Raw genomic sequence first — 21,689 nt, forward strand, 5'->3', positions numbered from 1 at the left:
ATTTATATTGGGTTGGAGGATTTTACATGTACAAATACATATTAGCGATTATGACTTGTTTAATTTTAATAAAAGCAATAAGTTCTGATCCAGTTAAGGCTGCTGAAAATCCTGAACAAAAAGAGATGCAACAAAGAATCGAACAACACTTTCGAACGAAAGCTGAACATTTTGGATTGAAAACGGAAGGAAAAGATTTAAAGGAAGTTAGAAAAGAAATTACTATTATAGAAGAAGCGAAAAAAAGAGAGAATGTATGGAGAACAGCACAAGCTCTTCATATAAAAACAGAAGGAAAAACGATGAATGAATTAATAAAAGATGTACAAAAAAAGGTGAAAAAATAAAAAGAGGCCGCAGCCTCTTTTTTTATGCCCATTGTTTTGATAAGTGAGCCATTTCAATTGCAGCAACAGCTGATTCATATCCTTTATTACCAGCTTTCGTACCTGCGCGTTCAATCGCTTGTTCAATTGTTTCTGTCGTTAATACGCCGAAAATAACTGGGATGTCCATTTGTAGTGATAAAGACGCAACACCTTTTGCTACTTCATTACAAACGTAATCGTAGTGAGTTGTAGCACCTCGGATTACAGTACCTAATGTAATAACAGCATCATACTTTCCGCTACTAGCCATCTTTTTAGCGATTAAAGAAATTTCAAATGCACCAGGAACCCAAGCAACATCAATATCATTTTCTTCTACACCGTGACGCTTTAATCCGTCTAAAGCGCCGCCAAGTAACTTACTTGTAATAAATTCATTAAAACGTCCAACAACAACTCCAACTTTTAATCCTGTACCAACCAAATGACCTTCGAATACCATAATAAATCTCTCCTTTAATTATAAGTTTAGTAAGTGTCCTAATTTGTTTACTTTCGTTTGTAAATACGATTTATTCTCTTCTTTTGCTGGCATTTGCAACGGTACACGCTCGACTACTTCTAAATCGTAACCTTGTAAGCCAGCAATTTTTCTTGGGTTATTCGTTAATAATCGTAAACTTTGTAAACCTAAATCTTTTAATATTTGTGCACCGATACCGTAATCACGAAGATCAGCAGGGAAGCCGAGTTTTTCATTTGCTTCTACAGTATCGAATCCTTCTTCTTGTAATTTATAAGCACGAAGCTTATTAAGAAGCCCAATGCCTCTTCCTTCTTGTCTCATATAAAGAAGAACACCTTTTCCTTCACGCTCAATTTGAGCAAGTGCTGCATGGAGTTGTGGTCCGCAATCGCAGCGATGTGAACCGAATACATCTCCTGTTAAGCATTCAGAATGAACACGCACAAGTACCGGTTCACCTATTGAAATATCACCTTTTACAAGTGCGATATGTTCTTTCGTATCTAATGAGTTAGAATAGCCAATTGCGTGGAAAGTACCGAAATCTGTAGGTAATGTAATTTCCACCTCTCTCGTCACAAGTGTTTCATGATGGCGGCGGTAAGCGATTAAATCTTCTATTGTAATCATTTTTATATCAAATTGTTTTGCGCATTCTATTAAATCAGGTACACGTGCCATCGTGCCGTCCTCATTTATAATCTCGCAAATAACTCCAGCTGGTTCGGCACCGCATAGCTTTGCTAAATCAACAGCAGCTTCTGTATGACCTGCACGACGCAGGACACCGCCTTCTTTCGCAATTAATGGAAAGATATGTCCAGGTCGATTGAAATCAGTGCCTTTTGATGCGGGATTTAACAATTCTTGTATCGTAGTTGCACGTTCGTGAGCGCTAATCCCTGTTGTTGTAGAAACATGGTCAATGCTCACTGTAAACGCAGTATGATGTGAATCTGTATTATGAGATACCATTGGTTCTAATTGTAGACGTTCTGCGTATCCTTCCGTAATCGGTACACAAACGAGACCACGACCATGTGTAATCATAAAATTAATTGTTTCCGGTGTAATGTACTCTGCTAAAGCAATAAAGTCGCCTTCATTTTCTCGGTTTTCATCATCACATACGATAACGACTTTACCTTGTTTTAAATCTTCTAGAGCTTCTTCAATACGATGAAACATTGTGCTTCCCCCTTATAGAAATCCGTTTTCTTGTAAAAAACTTTCGGTCATTGAACCTACTCGTTTTGCAGGTTTAGTAATAAAGCGTTCGATATATTTACCAATCATGTCACACTCAATATTTACGATATCTCCGGCATTTTTTTCTCCAATGACAGATTCGCTTACTGTGTGCGGGATGAGTGAAATCGTTATGGAAGCTTCGTCTATATCAAATATCGTTAAACTCGTTCCATCAACAGCAATGGACCCTTTATGCAAACAATAGTGTAGCAATTCATCAGAAATTGCTATTTTATAATAGACGGCATTGTAATGTTGTTTTTTAGTTAAAATCGTTCCGATGCCATCAATGTGTCCTGAAACGAAATGTCCACCGAATCTTCCATTTGCAGACATTGCCCGCTCTAAATTTACTTTAGAGTGGGGTTTAAGCATGCGAAGCGATGTCGACTGCATCGTTTCAGGCATTGCATCAACTGTAAATGAAGTAGTTGTAAAGTTTGTTACAGTTAAGCAAATACCGTTAACTGCGATACTATCACCTAAGTGAACATCTGATAAAATTTTCTTTGCATGAATCGTTAATTTCATCGCTTCTCCGCTTTGTTGCATGTTTGCTATCGTTCCTAATTCTTCTACAATTCCTGTAAACATTCCGTCACCTCGTTTCGGGCATTCGCAACGATTTTTATATCATCACCAATTTGTTTCATCTCTTGAATTTTCAAGGAAAGCGCATCTTGTAATTTTGAAAAACCATTTCCTCCAAATAAAGTAGGAGCATCTTTTCCACCAATTAATTTCGGGCTTATATAGGTTACAATTTCATTGAAATTGTTTGTTTTTAAGAAACTTGCATGAATTGATTGGCCACCTTCAACGAATAGAGAAAGAATTTGTTTCTCTCCAAGAAAGGAAAGAAGGTCCTCGATTTCTATATGCTTCGTTTCCATTTGGAATATAGCTATATTTTTAGAATTATAAGAAGATATCTTCTCTTTCTTTACATCCTTACCGACAATAATCCATGTCGGTGCTAAACCATCTGTTATAACATGAGAAGATGGTGGCGTTCGTAAATGGGTATCTAAAACAACGCGAATAGGATGTTTCCCACCATTTGGAATTCTTGTTGTTAAATGAGGATTATCAGCTATAACTGTATTCACTCCAACAAGAATTGCATCATGTGTATGGCGATATTGGTGAACATCAGCACGTGCTTCTTCACCTGTAATCCACTTACTTTCACCAGTTACAGTTGCTATTTTTCCATCTAAGCTCATCGCTGTTTTGATTGTTACAAAAGGGCGTTTCGTTTTCATGTAGTGAAAAAAGTAGCGATTTAATAAAACTGCTTCTGCTTCAAGAACACCGGTAGTTACTTCAATTCTAGCTTCCTCTAATCTTCTTTTTCCGTTACCAGAAACGAGCGGATTACAATCGAGAGTAGCAATTACCACACGCTTAACTCCTTTTTCGATGAGCAATTCACAACAAGGTGGTGTTTTTCCAAAGTGGCTACACGGTTCCAGTGTTACATAAACGGTAGCGTCTTTGGCGTTCTGACTAGCCATTTGAAGGGCATGAACTTCTGCGTGTTCTTCACCAGCTCGTAAATGAGCCCCCATACCAACGATGTTTCCATCTTTTACAACAACAGCACCAACCATAGGATTTGGACTTGTTTGTCCTGATGTTCCTTCTGCTAACTGCAGGGCAATCCTCATATATTCTTGATCTGTCATTTTCTTCACCTCTCCTAAAAAAATCAAAAAACCCCAAGGATTTAATATCCTTGGGGTTTGGGAGACGTGATTTCTAGAAATATAGTTTGAATACGAAAGCATAGGAAAGAAACCTAACGATAATTGATATTTCTGCATAAGGAAAAAACCTAGCAAAATATCGAATTTTTAAACGCTAGTTGTCTCTTTTTATTTCAGTATAAAAAATAAGTATAGAAAATTAAACATATATAAAGAATCAAAATGAATCTTTAAAAATATGCATACTGAAATAAAAGTGTATTCACTATATAAAAAACTAGAAACATATCCTTCTCCCATCCAGACTATACTGTCGGCCCTAGAGTTTCACTAGATCCACCGTTTTCGAGTTGAAAACGGGTCACGGACTTAGAAGTTTTCACTTCATCACCGCCGGTTGGGAATTTCACCCGACCCCGAAGGATGCTGTTTGCTCAAATTATAGCACAAAAAAAATAAAAGGCTAGTAAAAAATATTCGAATGTGAAGAATTGTGTGAAAATATATGTGGGCTGGAATGGAAATAAAAGTATTAGAAGTGTTGTAAGGAGAAGGGATATAACGGAGTTGCTAAAAAGAAAAAACATGCACAAAAAAATGTGCATGTCACATGTAAAATTATTCTGCCTCTGGTGCTCTAACAACAGACTCGAATTTACCTTTATGCGAAGCGTCGCAATAAGGCATATTTTTTGATAAACCACAACGGCATAAAGAAAATGCCGGTTTTGCTGGGAATACATTCCCTTGTGAGTCGACTAATTCCACGTCCCCTGTAACGCGAAAAGAGCCATTATCATTTACTTTAATTTGTACTTTTGCCAACGTTATCCCTCCTTCCCAAACGCTTAATTTCATCATATAATCAAGGGAAGTGCTTGACAATATAAAAAGAGCACTTTGTTTGAGAAAGAAGAGAGTGTTATAATAGTTTTCATAACTGACTAGAGTAAGGTGACGAGAGATGGATAAACAATTACATACATTACGAAACATTGCAAATGAGCGCACGTGGGCATCATTTTTGAATGATAATCATCCATATAGTTTGTTACATTGGTCCATTGCAGGTGTAGGGCAAGAGGCAAAGGATGTTTGGTTACTTCAAGATGAAGTAACATTTCAAACGACAGAATTCCCAACGTTAGATGATGCAATGCAATGGATTTCTGAAAATATGGAACAAGTTACAGACGTTTTAGCGCAATAAAAAAACAGGCTTATGCAAGCCTGTTTTTTGTTTCTTTCACATATGTGTTTAAAAATTGATCGATGGCTGCTTCGTACTCTTCTTTATTTTCGTTATAAGAGCAAGCGTGTGCACCACGTTCTGCAATATAAAGTTGTTTATTGTTTTCTTTTGCTTCATATAGTGATTTCGTCATATCAGCTAAAATATAATCATCATCTTTACTATGAATAAAGAGGACGGGATTGTTAATATTTTTTATACAATCAATTGGTGAAACTTCGCGAATCGTATAACCGTCACGCACTTTTAAAAAAGCATTTGCTAAAGGTAATAAAGGCCATTTTGGTAAATGGAATTCAACCTTTAAACGGTGCTGTAATTGTCCGTGAAAATCAGAGAAAGGACAATCTGCAATATAGAAATCAGCACCATCTTCTACAAGTCCTGCGTATTGAAGAAGTGTTGCAGCTCCCATAGATTCACCATGAATACCGAGTGTTATATTTGTTCCAAAGCGACTTTTTAGCCAGTCAACTATAGATTTTAAATCATGTTTTTCATAGTATCCATAGCTTGTTGTTTTTCCGCCAGTTTTACCATGACGACGATGATCATAAATAACGACATTATACCCTCTGTTTAAAAATAACCTTGCATATTTTACAGAGTTCATTTTATTTACAGTTACGCCGTGACAAAAAATCATAAACTTATTGGAATGACCAGCAGGAATGTAATAGCCGTGAAGATCATATCCGAATTGTGAAGGAATATGAATTTCTTCTTTATGAAGAGCATCAAAATCTTCTATACGAAAATGTTTTTTCGTTTCTCTTTCGAGTACTTCTTCCTCTGTTTTTTTCTTTAAATACATCACTTTATTTGTAAAGAAAATCCCAAGGGCTGTTATCGCACCTAGTACAGTAAACAATGCTGCAAAAAAACGTTTCATACTTTACCTCATCCTCCAAATACCGTTACATGTGATACACTTATATTGTATCACAATGATATAAAAGGGGAGAAATAGGAAATGGTGCATATACAAAAAATTACGCCAACGATGAAAGAAACAATTCGAATGTTTATGTGTGAGAACTGGGGAAGTTCATTGATGGTTTCACGTGGTAAGGGGCATCAATTAGAAGAGTTGCCAGGATTTGTTGCGTTTTCTAATGACAGAATAATCGGAATTATAACGTATGAAGTGACTGGAAATATGTGTGAAATTATATCGTTAGATAGTATTGAAGAAAGAAAAGGAATAGGGAAGAAGCTTGTGGATTGTGTATTGCAAGTTGCAGAAGAAGAACGGTGCAGGCAGGTTTGTCTTATTACAACAAATGATAATATGAATGCGTTACGATTTTACCAAAAACGTAATTTTGTAATGACTAATTTATATGTGAATGCGGTAGAGGAGGCACGAAAAATAAAGAAAGAAATTCCACGTATTGGATATGATAATATCCCAATTTTACATGAAATTCAGTTGGAGTATCGTTTAGTGAAATGATGTAACAATTTTCAGAAATATGAGTTATTAATCTTGACGGATAGTGTAATTTAGGTTACCGTAAAATTGTAATCTATTACCATATTAAGGGGTGACGATGTGGCAACTATACGTGATGTTGCAAAATTGGCAGGTGTTTCAGTCGCAACCGTTTCACGAGTTATTAATGAAAAAGGATATGTTCATGAGGACACAGTAAAACAAGTAAAGGAAGCAATTGAAGAATTACGTTATAGGCCAAACAGTGCAGCGAAGCCACTATTTAAAGAGAATTCAACGATAATTGCATTACTTGTAGATAATCTATATGACCCATCAAACATCACTTTGCTACATTGTATTGAGGAAATAGCATATAAAGAAGGATATCAAATCATTGTTTGTAATATAGAGAATAAAGATAGATACATATATATGTTGAAGGAGAATAACGTTGCAGGTGTTATTTTAACAAAATCCGTTTTTAAAAGTATAGGAGAAATTCCATTTCCGTTTGTTGTGATTGATGAGCAACAATCACATGGAAATTATTATGAAAGTGGACAGAGGGCTGTTTCTTTATTAAAAGAGAAAGGGTGTCACTTTCTTGCATATTTCGGTGAGGGAGAAGAAAGTGAAGAAATGGAAGATCATATAGCAGGTTTTTTAGATACTGTTTGGGATGAAGGAATCTCTTATCGAGAAGAATGTGTACAAGGGTATACAAATAAACAGTTTATTACATTATTGCGAAACAATCCGTATATAGATGGAATTGTAACCTCAAGTGATCAGATTGCTATTGAGTTAATTCGGTCAGCAAGATTTGTAAATATACATGTACCAGATAAATTAAAAATTGTTGGACCGAATGGGAGCATAGAGTGTGAATGGATAGGTTCATCACTACCGGCAATTGAAAGCTATGTCAAAGATAACGGAAAAGTAGCTTTTCAACAATTAAAAGGAAAAATAAAAAAGTAAAAGGTGCGTTTTATACGCACCTTTTTATAATGTAATTGCGGCAATAAAGCCAAATATAAGTAACGGTATATTGTAATGTAGAAAAGTGGGTACACATGTATCCCATATATGATGGTGCTGACCATCAGCATTTAAACCGGATGTTGGTCCGAGGGTACTATCTGATGCTGGAGATCCTGCGTCACCTAGCGCTCCGGCTGTACCAATAATTGCAATTGTAGCCATCGGACTAAATCCAAGCTGAATGCACAGAGGTACAAAAATTGTTGTTAAGATAGGGATGGTTGAAAAGGATGAACCAATTCCCATCGTAACGAGAAGTCCAATAACAAGCATAAGAAATGCAGCGAGTGGTTTGTTATTTCCGATTATATGTGCACTCGTTTGCACCAGAGATTCAACATGTCCTGTTTTTCGAAGAACAGCGCCGAATCCAGCGGCAGCAATCATAACAAAGCCAATAAAGGACATCATACGCATTCCGCTTGTTAATATCGCATCTGCTTCTTTAAGTGGTAGACTACCACTTACTGATAAGACGATAATACCTGCTAAAGCACCGAAAATCATTGATTCTGTTGTTAATTGAACAGTTAATGTAGCAATGATAGATAATAACCCGAAAGTAATGCTACGTTTTGTATAGGGAACGATCTCATTTTCGGTAGTATGAATTTGTTCTGTTTCATACGTACGAGGTTTTCGGTACGTAATGAATACCGCTACACATAATCCAATAATCATACCGAGTGCTGGAATAGTCATTGCTTTTGGAATAAGTGTGACATCAAATGTAAGACCGCTTTGCGCAGCGTTGGTTTGCAATACGTCATGATAAATTTTTCCGAACCCTGCAGGGATCCACATATAAGGAGTAATTAATCCAAATGTAATAATACACGTGACAAGTCTTCGATCCACTTTCAGCTCATTTAATACTTTTAAAAGTGCTGGAATTAAGATGGGGATGAAAGCAATGTGAACAGGAATCACATTTTGTGAGAAACAAGCCATCGTTAAAATAATGAATAAAATAAGTATTTTAGAATAAACTTGTTTTTTCGTGTCTTGTTCATTGCCAATCCATTTTAATGCAGTTTGAATCATAGCATCTGGAAGTCCTGTTTTGGAAAGGGAAATAGCGAAACCACCAAGCATTGCATAACTTAAAGCGATTGGAGCACTGTTTCCAAGACCAGTTGTAAAAGTGTTAATCGTTTCTGAAATACCGAGTCCGCCGATAATTCCGCCTGTTAAAGCTCCAACAATGATGGCGACAATGACCTGGACACGTAACAAACTAAGCAATAGCATAATTGCTACTGCGACGAGTACAGCGTTCATAATAAATGTAATCTCCCTAAATTTTTATTCTGTTAAGACAAGTAAATATGAAACATTTTGCTATGTTTATACATACTTGCGACATATTATTATAAAATGTTTTCTATGAAATGTAAAAGAGCCTTTTGTTACTAATGCTGAAAAGCTAGCTCTTGTTTAATTGATTGCAAAGAATTGGCGAATAATTCTGGTTCTTCTAGATCAGGAGAATGTGCTGAATTTGGGAACCAAATCATTTTTTTTATAGGCGCTTCAATAATATCGCAATATTCCTGAACGAGTGCATAAGGAGTTTGATAATCATAGCGACCAGAACAAAAATAAACTGGAATAGATAAACTTGAGATAGAAGAAAAGAAATCGATTGTCAGCATTTCTTCCCATAAAACGCCAGATTTTAAATTTCCTGCGAGAAACTTGAACCAATCTAATAGCGTATATTCAGGAGAAAAGAAACCTTTTCGTATGAAAGAAAAGGAAGATCCGTTTTGGATTGCTCCTCCGAATGTGCCAAGCCACTTTCTTTGAATAATAAGACGTCTCATATCTAAAAATGGTGGTTTTCCTAATTTTAAAAGGGAAGTTAATGCTTTTTTATGATCATGTTTTTTTGCAGAACTAATTAAATGTTGATATAGCAATTCTTCATTTTGTTTCATATGTACAATTTGCCCAATACCGATGTAAGCCTCGATATACTTTGGATATTGATGTGCTATGTTAAGCCCAATAATACTTCCCCAAGAATGACCAGCGAGAAATAGTTTTTGTTTGTTGAACCTTTTAAGTGCATATTGAATCACTTCTTTTGCATCGGAAACGAATTGTTCAATTGTAAAATTTGCTCCGAAATCTTTCATTGAAAAAGATTTACCCGCCCCGCGCTGATCCCAATTAATAACAATAAAGTGCTTCTCTAATTCTTTTTGAAAATGACGAATAAATCCGATTTGTGCCATGCCGGGTCCACCATGGCAGCATAATAAAATAGGCTGCTCTACGTTTTGCCCACGCATAAGGAGAGTTTGTTTTCGATTATTAATCATAACGCTTTCTATCGTAGCGATACTATTAGGAATGAGTTGTTTGTTTTCAGTATAGAACTGAGGGGTATAGCTACGCAAAAGCATATTGAAAACCTCCTTTTGTGAAATCGTATGAATCGCACAGGCTATTCATTTTGCATATACTGTTAGAAAATCATTGTAACATACCATACTAGTGTCATTTCAACACGGGAGGAGGGAAATTGTGACGATTGGAGAAATTATAGATGGTTTAAATAGGCGTGAATCCATCGCTATTATAGCAAAACGTCTTGAAATAAGCCCGTATACATTATCGAAGAAATTAAGATTGATTGGATACGAATATGATGGAGAGCAGAAGAAACGTATTTTTGTAGGAGATGGAGAAGAACCACGTCACTTACAACTCCAAGAAGCGACCGCCCTTCAATATGAGAAAACAGATTATCAATTATTAATTTATGAGCAATTACAAAGTATTTATGAATTATTAAGAAGAAGAGAAGAAGTAATTGCACCAATTATGAGTAAAAGTACAGAGAAAAAGAGACGCACCTTTTCTATTAATACAGAAATATTAGCAAGATTGGACCTTATATCAGAATCGAAAGGAATTCAAAAATCTAAAATTGTAGAAGAGGCGTTGCAACAATTTTTACAGCAATATGAATTTAACAAAACATCACATTTTGATAACTAAAGAAAAGGATACTATGTTCATTGGAAGAACGAGTATCCTTTTTATGATGCATATTACGTATAAATACAGGATTAGTGCAAATCTTTTATGGCGTGAAAAATGAAATTTCTTATTAGAGAAACACTTAATTTACTTTTTGGATTCTTCCATCAATAACTGGCTGAATTGGTTCTTTTAATTGTTTTACGTAATCGACTAACGCTTCAAAGTCGTTTGGACCAGTTTCTGCATTTTTACCATTTTTAAATGATATGAATCCGTCACCGCCAGAAGCTAAGAAAGCATTTGCAACTACGCTATACGTTTTAGATGGAGATAATTCTTCTCCGTTTGTTAAACGTATATTTGTAACTTTTTCACCGTTTGGTTTATTTGCATCCCACGCATATTGAATACCTGAAATTTGAAGCATTCTTGTTGTTCCTTTTTGCCATTGCTGATTTAAAATATCGCGAATGTCTTGACCTGTTAAATCTACTTTAATCAATTGATTTCCAAAAGGTTGAATACCGTATAACTCACCCCACGTAATATCACCAGCATCTAAGTCATTACGAATGCCACCAGGATTCATGAGGGCGATTTGAGTTTGCATCGTTTGACGCTGAGCATCGGCAACTAAATTTCCAAGAGTGGACTCACCAGCATCATTTTGTTTACGGTCGATAGATGCTGTAGATTTTCCGACCACTTCATTTACAAGTGGTGCGATTTTTTCTTTATATTGATCTAGTTTTTTCTTTACTTGTTTATCAGGTTCTACACCTTCATGATACGTTGTAACAACTTCAGCTTTTTTCTTTATAATATCCTTTGTTTTACGATCAATTGTTACATCCACGTCTGAGAAAGCCGTGCCGTAAGAATTTGCTTGGACAATTAGCTTATTATTTACTGTACCATTTACATACGTATGACTATGTCCACCGAAAATAACATCAACTTCTGGGTCTGTTTCATTTGCAATTCGAGTAAGGTCGCCATTTGTTACCCCAGACTCATCGGTTGTTCCACCGACATGAGCAAGAACGACGATAGATTTAACGCCGAGGCGTTTTAATTGTTGTGTTGATTTATTAATTGCTTCTACTTCATCAGTAATTTGTACATTTTTAAGCATCGTAGGCATAACGACATTTGGTGTATCAGTTGTAACAACACCAATGAATCCTACAGGAACACCATCTACCATTTTTACAGTAAATGGTGGTAAAAATAAGCGGCCAGTTGATTTGTTATAGAAGTTAGCAGCTACATAGGGGAAGTTAGCCCCTTTGAAATTCCCTGTTTTTTCATGATATCCACCGTAAATGAGGCGTTTCATTTCATCAATGCCTTCATCAAATTCATGGTTTCCGATTGTACCAACATCAAATTTTAAATCATTTAAAAATTCAATCGTCGGTTCATCCTGTAATAATGCTGAAACTGGTGGACTAGCTCCGACGATATCACCAGCATGTACGAGAAGTGTATTAGGGTTTTGTTTTTTACGTTCTTTTAAATAAGTAGCTAAGTAATCAGCGCCACCAGCTTCTTTATTATTAATTTTTTTAACAGTATCTAGTTGTCCATGGAAATCATTAATACCAAGCATTTGTACGTCTATGTAGCGGTTTTGTTCAGCTGGATTCTGAGATGGGGGAGCGGCAAATACGCTTGAAAAAGTAATAGTGCTTAAAACAGCAACGGCAGGAATAATTTTTTTCCACATAGTTCATTTCTCCTTTTTTATAATCTGACATCATACGACATAATTTTAATAGATTCATAGGATTATAGCTACATAAAAATTTAGTCTTTTCGAAAAATTAACATATTTACAAAAAGTGGATAATAGAGTAAAGACCCTTTTTTATTGTCGATTGCATCGTGTATCTACTATAATGGAGAAAAAAGTAAAAGGTGAGTAGCATGAAGAAAAAGAAACAAAGACAAATGCAAAGACAATCGCAAGTGAATCCACCAAAGAAAGAAACACTTACATTAGGCGATCAATTAAATGATTCACTCATGCAACAATTAAAGAGTAAGAAGAAAGAGTTGCAAGTGAGAGAAGAGGAAAAAGAGGCAGCTGAACTGGAAAGAAAGCGCAAAGAACAAAAAGAACGTGAAAAGAATAAATCATTTGAAGAACTGCTAAGTGAAAGTAACCTTACTTGGAAAGACTTTAAATAATAAAAAAATGATCAGTGAAATTCACTGATCATTTTTTGACGAGCTTGTAAGAAAAGGGGAGTTATTATGAGGAAAATTGTAGTTGTTCCGCATGAAAATCATTGGAGTGAAAAATTTCAAATGGAGGCTGAAAGATTAAAAACAGCGATGCCAGAAACGGTGAAAATTCATCATATTGGAAGTACGTCAGTGCCAGGACTGGCAGCTAAACCTATTATTGATATGATCATGGAAGTAGAAAGTATTGAAAGGGTAGATAGGTGGAATGAACGATTTATAGAGCTTGGTTACATCGTAAAAGGGGAAAATGGTATTTCAGGACGCCGATTTTTTATCCATGGAACGGAAGAAAAACGTTTGTATCATTTACACGTGTTTGAAAAAGGAAATCCAGAGATAGTAAGGCATTTAGCATTTCGTGATTATATGATGGCTCATTGTGAAGAAGCAGAGGCATATGCAACCTTAAAGAAAGAATTGGCCGAAAAGTATACATATGATGGCACGTTATATACGGAAGGGGAAAATGAGTTTGTGCGCAATGTGGATGAAAAAGCGAAAGAATGGAGAGAAAATAACGTGAATAAATGAGTTCACGTTATTTTTTAGCTATATAAAAGTGTTATGTAAACTGTACGTATGTTTTGACTTTTGGGATGAATCTTGTTGAAATAAAGTTGTGGCTTATAAAAAAATGTAACAATGAAAGGGAGACGACTGTGTATATTCCAACAACTACACTTCATAATGGCGTGAAAATGCCGATGATTGGTCTAGGCGTTTATAAAGCAAAAGAAGGCGACGAAGTAAAACAAGCAGTAAAAACAGCGTTAGAAGTTGGATACCGTTCGATTGATACAGCAACTGTGTATGAAAATGAAAGCGGTGTCGGAGAAGCGATTCGTGAATCAGGAATTCCAAGAGAAGACCTATTTATTACAACAAAAGTTTGGAATGACGATCAAGGATACGAGGAGACACTCGAGGCGTTTGAAAAAAGCTTAAAGAAATTACAAATGGACTATGTAGATTTATATTTAATACATTGGCCAGTAAGAGGGAAGTATGTGGATACGTACCGAGCGTTAGAAAAATTATATGAAGAAGGTAAAGTGCGTGCGATTGGTGTTTCTAATTTTCATAAACATCATTTAGAATTGTTATTACCAAATTGCAAAGTGAAGCCGATGGTGAACCAAGTAGAACTTCATCCGATGTTAACGCAATTTGAATTGCGTAATCATTGTCAAGGTGAGCAAATCCAAATGGAAGCGTGGAGTCCGTTAATGAGGGGCGGAGAAGTATTTCAGCATCCAATCATTCAGGCTATTGCTAACAAATATGAAAAAACACCTGCGCAAGTTATATTAAGATGGGATATTCAAAGCGGGATTGTTACAATTCCTAAATCTGTTACACCATCTCGTATTAAAGAAAACTTTACTATTTTTGATTTCTCACTAACTGAAGAAGAGATAAATCAAATTAACACGTTGAATCGCGATTTACATGTAGGCACAAATCCTGATAAATATGATACGTTATAAAAAAGACTGTCTCCTAATAAAGGAGACAGTCTTCTGTTTATCGGTAATTCGATATTTTTAACGATGCAAAGCATATGTGTCATATTTAACAATTTTTTGAAGTTGTACATATTCTTCTTTAGTTAAAGGTAACTGTTGGCTAGCTCGTATATTTTCCTGCAATTGTTGAAGAGAGCTTGCGCCAGGTATAACAGCTGCAACAGTCTTATTATGTAAGCAATATTGAATAGCTGTTCCTGTTAAAGAGCTTTCTCCAATCGTTTCTTTTACACTCGCTAGAGTTGTATGTAATTCATCGTAAGAATAAGAGAGGTAATCCTTTTCCTTTACTCTTTCTATTTTTCTTGCATTGTTATCAGTTAAAATTCCTTTTGCAAGTGGTCCGCGAGCAATGATGCTAATTTGGTATTCATTCAGAAGCGGGAACCATTCTTCTGGACGACGATTTAAAAGGCTATATTCCATTAGTACACTAACGATGTTTGAGCGTTTTGCATATTCACGGATTACATTTGGACGTATAGAAGAAATACCGTAATGGCGGATAATACCTTCTTTTTTCAATTCTTCAAAAGCTTCAATTGTTTCATCTATTGGATCTTCAATCGTTCCGCCATGAAGTTGGTAAAGGTCAATATAATCAGTTTGAAGTCTACGTAAACTTTCTTTTACTTCAGCCTTTATGTAAGCTTTAGAAGGGTCCCAAGACCAGCCGTTTTTTTCTTCTGTCCAACGATTTCCAACCTTCGTTGTAAGAACAATTTTGTCTCGTTTCCCCTTCAAGGCTTTTCCAACAAATTCTTCATTTAATCCGTAATCATATAAATCTGCTGTATCAAAAAAATTAATTCCTAAATCGATTGCTTCATCGACAATACGCATAGCCTCTGTTTCAGATGTACCGAGAGACATACAGCCAAGGCCCATTTCTGTAACAAATAAATCTGAGTTTCCTAATTGACGTTTTTTCATAGGTCAACCTCCTTACCTTTATTGTACGAGAGGGAAAAGAGGTTGACAAACGTTTCCTTTTCGCTTTGCATTAACTGCCCGTAAAAGCATAATTAATGTGAGCTTAATGGATTAATGTTTCATTTTATTTGCTGTAATCCACTCTTGTACAGTTGTATACTCTTTGCTATATTGTTTTAGCTTATGGCGAATTTGCCATGCTTTTCCGACTAACGTGATGCGATTTGGTAAAATATAAACTTTCATTTCTATCACGCTCCTTTCAATGTGGTAAAATGTATGAAGAAAGAATAGGAAATAGAACAGGGAGATGAAGTAGTATGAGTAATCTTACAGAGAGAACAGTAAAAACTGAGCCGATTTTTGATGGTAGAGTTATAAAAGTTCGTGTTGATGATGTAGTATTACCAAATGGAGAAATGAGTAAACGTGAAATTGTAAATCACCCTGGTGCAGTTGCGATTATTGCTATTACAGATGAGGGGAAAATTGTGCTTGTTGAGCAGTATCGTAAAGCGCTTGAAAAGGCGATTATAGAAATTCCAGCCGGCAAGTTAGAGCCTGGTGAAAAACCAGAGGTAACAGCAGTTCGTGAATTAGAAGAGGAAACAGGATATGTATGTGAAAATATGGAGCTTATTACTTCTTTCTATACATCTCCAGGATTCGCAGATGAAATTTTATATGTATATAAAGCGACAGGTTTGACAAAAAAAGAAAATAAAGCTGAGTTAGATGAAGATGAGTTTGTGGAATTAATGGAAGTATCGTTAGAAGAAGCGATTACTCTTATGAAAAATCTTCGTATTCATGATGCGAAGACGATGTTTGCAGTACAATATTTACAACTACAAAAATAAACACTCGCCAAAGGCGAGTGTTTTTAATTGATTTTTGCATATACACGTGCATCACGTAAGCTACCGTCTGGTGCTAGGAAATCATTTTCCATTGTACCTTCTAGAATGAATTCTAAACGTTCTGCTAAGCTACATGCATTTATATTTGTTGCATCAGTACGAATTTCAATTCTTCTAGCGCCTAGTTTATCAAAGGCGAATTGGATAGCGCCTTTAACAGCTTCAGTCATATAGCCTTGTTTTGTATAATCGCTATGCAACCAGAAGTGAAGTGAAAACTTTGGAATATCCCAGTTTTCAGGTTTTAGTGTAATTGCTCCGATGAATGTACCAGATACTTTATCGTATAAGTGAAAATCAAGTGTTTCACGAAGTAAAAACTGTCCGTGAGCTTCGCGAACAATTTCTTCAGCACTCTCTTCTGTTTCAGCGTTAATTGGTACCCACGGTACTAAGTCTTCTAGAGAAGCTTGGATTGCTTCATATACTTCTGCACCATCACCTGGAAATGGTTTACGAACTTGTAAGCGTTCAGTTTGAAATAATGTTGGAAAATCTAATAATAATGGTTTCAAGAGAAATCCCTCCTATTCTCTACTTTTTAGTTTAGCAAAGTAGAGCGGAATTTCAATGTTAATTCGTCATACTTTTTTCTTTCTTTCATACATTTTTAATAAGAGTGTGAACGGAGGGAAGAAAAATGTGGCGAAAAAATTGGCAAGACCGTGTAATGTCTCACATACAGGAAAACTCTTCATTATATATATTTAACGCTGTTTTATTATTGATGGGAGTAATATTTGGAGCCATTCTTGTGAATAGTTTACAAATCAATCAAAAACAAGATTTATCATTTTATTTACAACGTTTTTTTGGACAAGTCTCTAAAGGAGAATTTGCCATTGCGGGCGAAATGTTTCGAGAAAGTTACTTTTCGCAATTAAAATACATCGGATTTATTTGGATTTTAGGGATTTCAATTATTGGATTACCACTTATTTTTATTTTATTATTTGTAAAAGGAGTTGTTGTTGGATTTACAGTTGGTTTTTTAGTAAGTCAGCATGGATGGAATGGACTATTATTAGCATTTGTATCTGTTTTGCCACAAAATTTAATTATCATTCCAGTCTTTCTCATTATGACAACCATTGCTGCAAGTTTTTCTTTACGGATGATTAGGCATCAATTTATTAGAAAAATAACCGAGCCACTATTACCATTATTAATCCGGTATACATGTTTCTTTCTTGTAATTGGAGCGGTATTAGCAATGGCTTGTAGTGTGGAGGCTTACGCATCACCAGTTTTAATGAAAGAAGTTGTTGAGGCTATTAATAAAAAATAAATATTTTTTGAGAATAATTATCAATTTGTTTTTATTGTTTTTCTTTTGACAGAAGCCCTTCTTCTGATATAATGGTGTAAGAGTGGCGAGGAGGGAGTAGTACCGAATGGAAGAAAGAATTGAACGAATTAAGAAGCAATTACATGCAGCGAGCTATAAATTAACACCGCAACGTGAAGCAACAGTTCGTGTGCTGCTAGAAAATGAAGAAGATCATTTAAGCGCAGAAGATGTTTACCTCCTTGTAAAAGAAAAGTCGCCAGAGATCGGATTAGCAACCGTCTATCGAACTTTAGAACTATTATCTGAGTTAAAAGTTGTCGATAAGATTAACTTCGGAGACGGTGTTTCACGCTATGACTTACGCCAAGAAGGTGCGCAGCGTTTTCACCATCATTTGATTTGTACACAATGTGGTGCTGTACAAGAAATACAAGAAGATTTACTTGGTGAAGTGGAAAGGAAAGTAGAACGAGACTGGAGCTTTAAGGTGAAAGATCATCGTTTAACATTCCATGGGATTTGTAAAAATTGTCAAGAAAATGAAACGGATGAAAAATAACCTTTTCCTATTTATCTAGGAAGAGGTTTTTTATTTGAATAAGGTATAAATTGGTGAAAGCTTGGCATATGTTGTAATAACTTATATTTTGGAGGAATTTACAATGCGCCGAGCTTTAAAATTAACTTTTGATGGAATAAAAGTATTTTTATTATTTACAAGTTGTACGATTTTGTTTTATTTCGCTATACTATGGATAAATGAAGAATATGAAAGCTATCATCGTTATGAAAAACCTAAAGAAGAGACTGTAGAAAAAGTATCAGGGAATGAAGAACCGGCAAAGGATGCTTTCGTAAATAGAATGATGTTTTTCTATGAAAATGGGGAGTAGTGTAGAGTGGAAGATCAATTAAAAGATTTTATTCATTATATGGTTGTCGAAAAAGGATTAGCAAAGAATACAGTAGTATCTTATGAACGGGATTTAAAAAGCTACGTAAAGTATTTGCAAAATGTGGAACAGACGAAAACTTTTCATGAAGTGACCCGTTTACACATTGTTAACTTTTTGCAGTATTTAAAAGAAAACGGAAAATCTTCGAAAACATTGGCGCGTCATATTGCATCAATTCGTTCGTTCCACCAATTTTTACTTCGTGAACGAGCGGTAGAACACGATCCATCCGTACATATTGAAACGCCGCAAGGGGAACGGAAATTACCAAAAGTATTATCAGTTGATGAAGTAGAGGCGTTACTTCAAACACCAAAAATGACAAGTGCTTTTGGGATACGTGATAAGGCGATGCTAGAGTTACTGTATGCGACAGGACTTCGTGTTTCAGAATTGATTGCACTCAATTTAGAAGATGTACATTTAACGATGGGATTTGTTCGTTGCATAGGGAAAGGGAATAAAGAAAGAATTATTCCACTAGGAAGTTTAGCAACGGAAGCGATTCAAAAGTATATTGAAAAAGGAAGAAGAGAATTAATGGGGAAAAAAGTAGTAGATGCACTCTTTTTAAACCATCATGGTAATCGATTATCAAGACAAGGATTTTGGAAAATATTAAAACGATTAGCGAAAGAAGCAAATATTGAAAAAGAGCTTACACCTCATACGTTGCGTCACTCGTTTGCTACGCACTTATTAGAAAATGGAGCAGATTTACGTGCTGTACAAGAAATGCTTGGTCATGCAGATATTTCAACGACGCAAATCTATACGCACGTTTCAAAAACTAGATTAAAAGATGTATATAAACAGTTTCATCCAAGAGCATAGTTACTATGCTCTTTTTTCATAGATTCAGAAGGGAAGACCGTTTCACAGAAACTTCACAAACATTTCGTATATTGTTTTCAGCAGAAGACTGGAATATTACAATGTATTTCCTCTATACTAAATAAAGTATAAAGGAGGAAATGATGATGAAAAAACTGATTATAACTTTATTTATCGCGATGCTAGCGTTGGCTGGCTGTAATACAAACAAAGAAGAACCGAAAAAAGAACAGAAACTTGAAGCTGTAAAAGTAGCAGTCCAAACAAATCCGAAAGAAATTAAACCAGGTGAAAAAACAGAAGTACAAGCACTTGTTACACAAGGGAAAGAAAAAGTAACGGATGCCGATGATGTAAAGTTTGAAATTTGGAAAGATGGCGACGAAAAGCACGAGATGTTAGATGGTAAGCATAAAGGAAAAGGTGTTTATGCAGTAGAGAAAACATTCGAAACGGATGGAGTATACCATATTATCGCTCACACAAATGCACGTGAAATGCACGTTATGCCGGAAGTGAAAGTTGCTGTAGGAAATGCGAAAGTAGAAGATGCGAAAAAAGAAAATAGTGATCACAGTGCAGGACATGGAGATCATAAAAGTGACACAATGATCCATCTTATGGCTGGAGACATAAAGGCAAATGCTGAATCTACAATGAAAGTTCATTTAAAGCAAAAAGAAGAAGCATTAACTGGTGCTGAAGTACAACTAGAGATTTGGAAAGATGGTGTTGAAAAACACGAATTTATTCCAGCGAAAGAAGGGAATAAAGGAGAGTATGAAACGAAACATACTTTCAAAGAGAACGGTGCTTACAAAGTGAAAGTGCATGTAAGAAAAGGCGAATTGCATGAACATAAAGAAGAAACAATAGAAGTAAAATAAAAAGTAGCTCTTTAGAGCTACTTTTTATTTTTAATATGAAGAAATAAATCATAAAAAAATTAGCACTTCGTTGCAGAATGGATTACAATAGAAGTGTGAAGAAAATGAGAAATTCTACGAAAATGTATTAAAAAGAAAGCGTAAACATGTTATGATATCAGTATCAGATGTCTGACATCTGACTTAGAAAAAACTAGAAATGTTTTTGAGTCGTTTCAAGTAAAACGAAATAGGTTAGAGAATGGTTTAAAGAAGTACTGTTTGACAATGAGAATTCTTATGGATAACAGTTTCACTTTATAGCGTTTTGAACATACTACAAGAAGTAGAACTGAACTTATAGGAGGTCGCAGTTATGAATAAATATAAACGTATATTCCTAGTCGTAATGGACTCTGTGGGAATCGGTGAAGCACCAGATGCTGAGCAATTTGGTGATTTAGGATCTGACACAATTGGTCACATTGCTGAACATATGAATGGTTTACAAATGCCTAACATGGTGAAATTGGGTCTTGGTAACATTCGTGAAATGAAAGGTATCTCTAAAGTAGAGAAACCACTTGGATATTACACAAAAATGCAAGAGAAATCTACTGGTAAAGATACAATGACAGGTCACTGGGAAATCATGGGCCTTTACATTGATACACCATTCCAAGTGTTCCCGGAAGGATTCCCGAAAGAATTACTTGATGAATTAGAAGAAAAAACAGGCCGTAAAATTATCGGTAATAAGCCAGCTTCTGGAACTGAAATTCTTGATGAACTTGGCCAAGAGCAAATGGAAACCGGCTCTTTAATCGTTTATACTTCTGCTGATAGCGTATTGCAAATTGCAGCACACGAAGAAGTAGTGCCACTTGATGAGTTATATAAAATCTGTAAAATTGCACGTGAATTAACATTAGATGAGAAATACATGGTAGGTCGTGTTATTGCTCGTCCATTCGTTGGTGAACCTGGAAACTTTACACGTACACCAAACCGTCATGATTATGCATTAAAACCATTCGGCCGTACAGTAATGAATGAATTAAAAGATAGTGACTACGATGTAATTGCTATCGGTAAAATCTCTGACATCTATGATGGTGAAGGGGTAACGGAATCACTTCGTACGAAGTCTAACATGGATGGAATGGATAAGCTTGTAGATACATTAAATATGGACTTTACAGGTCTTAGCTTCTTAAACTTAGTTGACTTTGATGCATTATTCGGCCACCGCCGTGATCCACAAGGATACGGAGAGGCTCTGCAAGAATATGATGCACGTCTTCCAGAAGTATTCGCAAAACTACAAGAAGATGATCTATTATTAATTACAGCAGACCACGGTAATGATCCAATTCACCCTGGTACTGACCATACACGTGAATATGTACCATTATTAGCATATAGCCCAAGTATGAAAGAAGGCGGACAAGAGTTACCACTTCGTCAAACATTTGCTGATATTGGTGCAACAGTAGCAGAAAACTTCGGTGTGAAAATGCCAGAATACGGAACAAGCTTCTTAAACGAGCTAAAGAAATAGGGGGAT

At 35.6% G+C, this 21,689-nt stretch carries 27 protein-coding genes and 1 riboswitch; of the genes, 15 read left to right on the top strand and 12 right to left on the bottom strand.

Features of this window, described 5'->3' with window-relative positions; all coding sequences use genetic code 11:
- Positions 1-26: 26 nt before the first annotated feature.
- Positions 27-347 carry a hypothetical protein gene (locus ACLBXA_RS03930; RefSeq protein ID WP_000280032.1) on the top strand — a complete coding sequence of 107 codons (321 nt, stop codon included), beginning with the start codon at positions 27-29 and terminating at the stop codon, positions 345-347.
- Positions 348-369: 22 nt separating this feature from the next.
- Here ACLBXA_RS03930 and ribH read toward each other — a convergent pair whose 3' ends face one another.
- The 5 genes from ribH to ACLBXA_RS03955 all read right to left on the bottom strand — a co-directional run bounded on the left by ribH (position 370) and on the right by ACLBXA_RS03955 (position 4,640).
- Complete coding sequence (ribH, locus tag ACLBXA_RS03935; RefSeq protein WP_097960777.1) at positions 370-831, bottom strand: 6,7-dimethyl-8-ribityllumazine synthase; 462 nt, start codon at positions 829-831, stop codon at positions 370-372.
- Between the two features lie 18 nt (positions 832-849).
- The gene (gene ribBA, locus ACLBXA_RS03940) at positions 850-2,043 is read right to left on the bottom strand and encodes a bifunctional 3,4-dihydroxy-2-butanone 4-phosphate synthase/GTP cyclohydrolase II (RefSeq protein WP_000469006.1); all 1,194 of its coding nucleotides are present in this window, start codon (positions 2,041-2,043) and stop codon (positions 850-852) included.
- Between the two features lie 12 nt (positions 2,044-2,055).
- Positions 2,056-2,700 carry a riboflavin synthase gene (gene ribE, locus ACLBXA_RS03945; RefSeq protein ID WP_000493902.1) on the bottom strand — a complete coding sequence of 215 codons (645 nt, stop codon included), beginning with the start codon at positions 2,698-2,700 and terminating at the stop codon, positions 2,056-2,058.
- Complete coding sequence (gene ribD, locus ACLBXA_RS03950) at positions 2,682-3,794, bottom strand: bifunctional diaminohydroxyphosphoribosylaminopyrimidine deaminase/5-amino-6-(5-phosphoribosylamino)uracil reductase RibD (protein WP_000131995.1); 1,113 nt, start codon at positions 3,792-3,794, stop codon at positions 2,682-2,684. Before ribD ends, ribE begins: the two co-directional genes overlap by 19 nt.
- Positions 3,795-4,099: 305 nt before the next feature.
- Positions 4,100-4,243, bottom strand: a riboswitch (FMN riboswitch).
- A 190-nt stretch (positions 4,244-4,433) separates the two neighbouring features.
- Complete coding sequence (locus ACLBXA_RS03955; protein WP_001151582.1) at positions 4,434-4,640, bottom strand: CDGSH iron-sulfur domain-containing protein; 207 nt, start codon at positions 4,638-4,640, stop codon at positions 4,434-4,436.
- A 139-nt stretch (positions 4,641-4,779) separates the two neighbouring features.
- Between ACLBXA_RS03955 and ACLBXA_RS03960 the strand changes: the two genes are divergently transcribed.
- Entirely contained in the window at positions 4,780-5,025 is a 246-nt protein-coding gene (locus ACLBXA_RS03960; protein WP_000360793.1) for a DUF2552 family protein, read from the top strand.
- A 10-nt stretch (positions 5,026-5,035) separates the two neighbouring features.
- Here the strand turns inward: ACLBXA_RS03960 and ACLBXA_RS03965 are convergent, their stop codons facing one another.
- A complete protein-coding gene (locus ACLBXA_RS03965) occupies positions 5,036-5,959 on the bottom strand; it encodes an alpha/beta hydrolase (RefSeq protein WP_098900159.1) in 924 nt (307 codons plus the stop codon).
- 81 nt (positions 5,960-6,040) lie between these two features.
- Between ACLBXA_RS03965 and ACLBXA_RS03970 the strand changes: the two genes are divergently transcribed.
- The gene (locus ACLBXA_RS03970; protein WP_000233419.1) at positions 6,041-6,523 is read left to right on the top strand and encodes a GNAT family N-acetyltransferase; all 483 of its coding nucleotides are present in this window, start codon (positions 6,041-6,043) and stop codon (positions 6,521-6,523) included.
- A 99-nt stretch (positions 6,524-6,622) separates the two neighbouring features.
- Positions 6,623-7,486, top strand: coding sequence for a LacI family DNA-binding transcriptional regulator (locus tag ACLBXA_RS03975; RefSeq protein WP_000201358.1), 864 nt, complete (start codon positions 6,623-6,625; stop codon positions 7,484-7,486).
- A 24-nt stretch (positions 7,487-7,510) separates the two neighbouring features.
- Here the strand turns inward: ACLBXA_RS03975 and ACLBXA_RS03980 are convergent, their stop codons facing one another.
- Together ACLBXA_RS03980 and ACLBXA_RS03985 are read right to left on the bottom strand one after the other, a co-directional pair.
- Positions 7,511-8,830, bottom strand: coding sequence for a Na+/H+ antiporter family protein (locus ACLBXA_RS03980; RefSeq protein WP_000994811.1), 1,320 nt, complete (start codon positions 8,828-8,830; stop codon positions 7,511-7,513).
- A 131-nt stretch (positions 8,831-8,961) separates the two neighbouring features.
- Positions 8,962-9,960 carry an alpha/beta fold hydrolase gene (locus ACLBXA_RS03985; RefSeq protein WP_098900160.1) on the bottom strand — a complete coding sequence of 333 codons (999 nt, stop codon included), beginning with the start codon at positions 9,958-9,960 and terminating at the stop codon, positions 8,962-8,964.
- Between the two features lie 121 nt (positions 9,961-10,081).
- Here ACLBXA_RS03985 and ACLBXA_RS03990 point away from each other — a divergent pair, with 121 nt between their 5' ends.
- The gene (locus ACLBXA_RS03990; RefSeq protein WP_000151934.1) at positions 10,082-10,558 is read left to right on the top strand and encodes a ribbon-helix-helix domain-containing protein; all 477 of its coding nucleotides are present in this window, start codon (positions 10,082-10,084) and stop codon (positions 10,556-10,558) included.
- Between the two features lie 124 nt (positions 10,559-10,682).
- Here ACLBXA_RS03990 and ACLBXA_RS03995 read toward each other — a convergent pair whose 3' ends face one another.
- Complete coding sequence (locus tag ACLBXA_RS03995) at positions 10,683-12,272, bottom strand: bifunctional metallophosphatase/5'-nucleotidase (RefSeq protein ID WP_000265545.1); 1,590 nt, start codon at positions 12,270-12,272, stop codon at positions 10,683-10,685.
- Between the two features lie 200 nt (positions 12,273-12,472).
- On the opposite strand from ACLBXA_RS03995, the gene ACLBXA_RS04000 reads away from it, so the two are divergent.
- From ACLBXA_RS04000 to ACLBXA_RS04010, 3 genes are all read left to right on the top strand, one after another.
- Positions 12,473-12,736, top strand: a complete 264-nt coding sequence (locus ACLBXA_RS04000; protein ID WP_000727553.1) for a YqkE family protein — start codon at positions 12,473-12,475, stop codon at positions 12,734-12,736.
- 66 nt (positions 12,737-12,802) lie between these two features.
- A complete protein-coding gene (locus tag ACLBXA_RS04005) occupies positions 12,803-13,327 on the top strand; it encodes a GrpB family protein (protein ID WP_447617107.1) in 525 nt (174 codons plus the stop codon).
- Positions 13,328-13,455: 128 nt separating this feature from the next.
- Positions 13,456-14,283, top strand: coding sequence for an aldo/keto reductase (locus tag ACLBXA_RS04010; RefSeq protein WP_000275862.1), 828 nt, complete (start codon positions 13,456-13,458; stop codon positions 14,281-14,283).
- Positions 14,284-14,340: 57 nt separating this feature from the next.
- On the opposite strand, the gene ACLBXA_RS04015 is transcribed toward ACLBXA_RS04010, so the two are convergent.
- Together ACLBXA_RS04015 and mciZ are read right to left on the bottom strand one after the other, a co-directional pair.
- Positions 14,341-15,255 carry an aldo/keto reductase gene (locus tag ACLBXA_RS04015; protein WP_000747233.1) on the bottom strand — a complete coding sequence of 305 codons (915 nt, stop codon included), beginning with the start codon at positions 15,253-15,255 and terminating at the stop codon, positions 14,341-14,343.
- A 111-nt stretch (positions 15,256-15,366) separates the two neighbouring features.
- Positions 15,367-15,501: a Z-ring formation inhibitor MciZ gene (gene mciZ / locus ACLBXA_RS04020; RefSeq protein WP_000870291.1), complete on the bottom strand. Its 135-nt coding sequence runs from the start codon at positions 15,499-15,501 to the stop codon at positions 15,367-15,369.
- A gap of 74 nt (positions 15,502-15,575) precedes the next feature.
- Between mciZ and ACLBXA_RS04025 the strand changes: the two genes are divergently transcribed.
- Positions 15,576-16,115: an NUDIX domain-containing protein gene (locus tag ACLBXA_RS04025; protein ID WP_000067931.1), complete on the top strand. Its 540-nt coding sequence runs from the start codon at positions 15,576-15,578 to the stop codon at positions 16,113-16,115.
- Positions 16,116-16,138: 23 nt separating this feature from the next.
- Here ACLBXA_RS04025 and ACLBXA_RS04030 read toward each other — a convergent pair whose 3' ends face one another.
- Positions 16,139-16,690 carry a GNAT family N-acetyltransferase gene (locus tag ACLBXA_RS04030; RefSeq protein ID WP_000803497.1) on the bottom strand — a complete coding sequence of 184 codons (552 nt, stop codon included), beginning with the start codon at positions 16,688-16,690 and terminating at the stop codon, positions 16,139-16,141.
- Positions 16,691-16,845: 155 nt separating this feature from the next.
- Here ACLBXA_RS04030 and spoIIM point away from each other — a divergent pair, with 155 nt between their 5' ends.
- The 6 genes from spoIIM to deoB all read left to right on the top strand — a co-directional run bounded on the left by spoIIM (position 16,846) and on the right by deoB (position 21,683).
- The gene (gene spoIIM / locus ACLBXA_RS04035) at positions 16,846-17,463 is read left to right on the top strand and encodes a stage II sporulation protein M (protein WP_223308695.1); all 618 of its coding nucleotides are present in this window, start codon (positions 16,846-16,848) and stop codon (positions 17,461-17,463) included.
- A gap of 106 nt (positions 17,464-17,569) precedes the next feature.
- On the top strand, positions 17,570-18,025 hold the full coding sequence (gene fur, locus ACLBXA_RS04040; protein WP_000392657.1) for a ferric iron uptake transcriptional regulator: 456 nt from the start codon (positions 17,570-17,572) through the stop codon (positions 18,023-18,025).
- A 103-nt stretch (positions 18,026-18,128) separates the two neighbouring features.
- The gene (locus ACLBXA_RS04045; protein WP_001250432.1) at positions 18,129-18,359 is read left to right on the top strand and encodes a YqzK family protein; all 231 of its coding nucleotides are present in this window, start codon (positions 18,129-18,131) and stop codon (positions 18,357-18,359) included.
- A 6-nt stretch (positions 18,360-18,365) separates the two neighbouring features.
- On the top strand, positions 18,366-19,256 hold the full coding sequence (gene xerD, locus ACLBXA_RS04050; RefSeq protein WP_000390088.1) for a site-specific tyrosine recombinase XerD: 891 nt from the start codon (positions 18,366-18,368) through the stop codon (positions 19,254-19,256).
- A gap of 146 nt (positions 19,257-19,402) precedes the next feature.
- Complete coding sequence (locus ACLBXA_RS04055; RefSeq protein WP_000733456.1) at positions 19,403-20,143, top strand: FixH family protein; 741 nt, start codon at positions 19,403-19,405, stop codon at positions 20,141-20,143.
- A gap of 355 nt (positions 20,144-20,498) precedes the next feature.
- Positions 20,499-21,683, top strand: a complete 1,185-nt coding sequence (gene deoB / locus ACLBXA_RS04060; RefSeq protein WP_001046081.1) for a phosphopentomutase — start codon at positions 20,499-20,501, stop codon at positions 21,681-21,683.
- Positions 21,684-21,689 lie beyond the last annotated feature (6 nt).

It is taken from the genome of Bacillus sp. D48C (assembly GCF_053345735.1).

Bases quoted from the DNA above. Each gene is read 5' to 3' on its own strand.
- ACLBXA_RS03930 (WP_000280032.1), top strand. From the start codon at position 27: ATGTACAAATACATATTAGCGATTATGACTTGTTTAATTTTAATAAAA.
- ribH (WP_097960777.1), bottom strand. From the start codon at position 831: ATGGTATTCGAAGGTCATTTGGTTGGTACAGGATTAAAAGTTGGAGTT.
- ribBA (WP_000469006.1), bottom strand. From the start codon at position 2,043: ATGTTTCATCGTATTGAAGAAGCTCTAGAAGATTTAAAACAAGGTAAA.
- ribE (WP_000493902.1), bottom strand. From the start codon at position 2,700: ATGTTTACAGGAATTGTAGAAGAATTAGGAACGATAGCAAACATGCAA.
- ribD (WP_000131995.1), bottom strand. From the start codon at position 3,794: ATGACAGATCAAGAATATATGAGGATTGCCCTGCAGTTAGCAGAAGGA.
- ACLBXA_RS03960 (WP_000360793.1), top strand. From the start codon at position 4,780: ATGGATAAACAATTACATACATTACGAAACATTGCAAATGAGCGCACG.
- ACLBXA_RS03965 (WP_098900159.1), bottom strand. From the start codon at position 5,959: ATGAAACGTTTTTTTGCAGCATTGTTTACTGTACTAGGTGCGATAACA.
- ACLBXA_RS03970 (WP_000233419.1), top strand. From the start codon at position 6,041: ATGGTGCATATACAAAAAATTACGCCAACGATGAAAGAAACAATTCGA.
- ACLBXA_RS03980 (WP_000994811.1), bottom strand. From the start codon at position 8,830: ATGAACGCTGTACTCGTCGCAGTAGCAATTATGCTATTGCTTAGTTTG.
- ACLBXA_RS03985 (WP_098900160.1), bottom strand. From the start codon at position 9,960: ATGCTTTTGCGTAGCTATACCCCTCAGTTCTATACTGAAAACAAACAA.
- ACLBXA_RS03995 (WP_000265545.1), bottom strand. From the start codon at position 12,272: ATGTGGAAAAAAATTATTCCTGCCGTTGCTGTTTTAAGCACTATTACT.
- ACLBXA_RS04000 (WP_000727553.1), top strand. From the start codon at position 12,473: ATGAAGAAAAAGAAACAAAGACAAATGCAAAGACAATCGCAAGTGAAT.
- ACLBXA_RS04005 (WP_447617107.1), top strand. From the start codon at position 12,803: ATGAGGAAAATTGTAGTTGTTCCGCATGAAAATCATTGGAGTGAAAAA.
- ACLBXA_RS04015 (WP_000747233.1), bottom strand. From the start codon at position 15,255: ATGAAAAAACGTCAATTAGGAAACTCAGATTTATTTGTTACAGAAATG.
- mciZ (WP_000870291.1), bottom strand. From the start codon at position 15,501: ATGAAAGTTTATATTTTACCAAATCGCATCACGTTAGTCGGAAAAGCA.
- ACLBXA_RS04025 (WP_000067931.1), top strand. From the start codon at position 15,576: ATGAGTAATCTTACAGAGAGAACAGTAAAAACTGAGCCGATTTTTGAT.
- spoIIM (WP_223308695.1), top strand. From the start codon at position 16,846: ATGTCTCACATACAGGAAAACTCTTCATTATATATATTTAACGCTGTT.
- fur (WP_000392657.1), top strand. From the start codon at position 17,570: ATGGAAGAAAGAATTGAACGAATTAAGAAGCAATTACATGCAGCGAGC.
- ACLBXA_RS04045 (WP_001250432.1), top strand. From the start codon at position 18,129: ATGCGCCGAGCTTTAAAATTAACTTTTGATGGAATAAAAGTATTTTTA.
- ACLBXA_RS04055 (WP_000733456.1), top strand. From the start codon at position 19,403: ATGAAAAAACTGATTATAACTTTATTTATCGCGATGCTAGCGTTGGCT.
- deoB (WP_001046081.1), top strand. From the start codon at position 20,499: ATGAATAAATATAAACGTATATTCCTAGTCGTAATGGACTCTGTGGGA.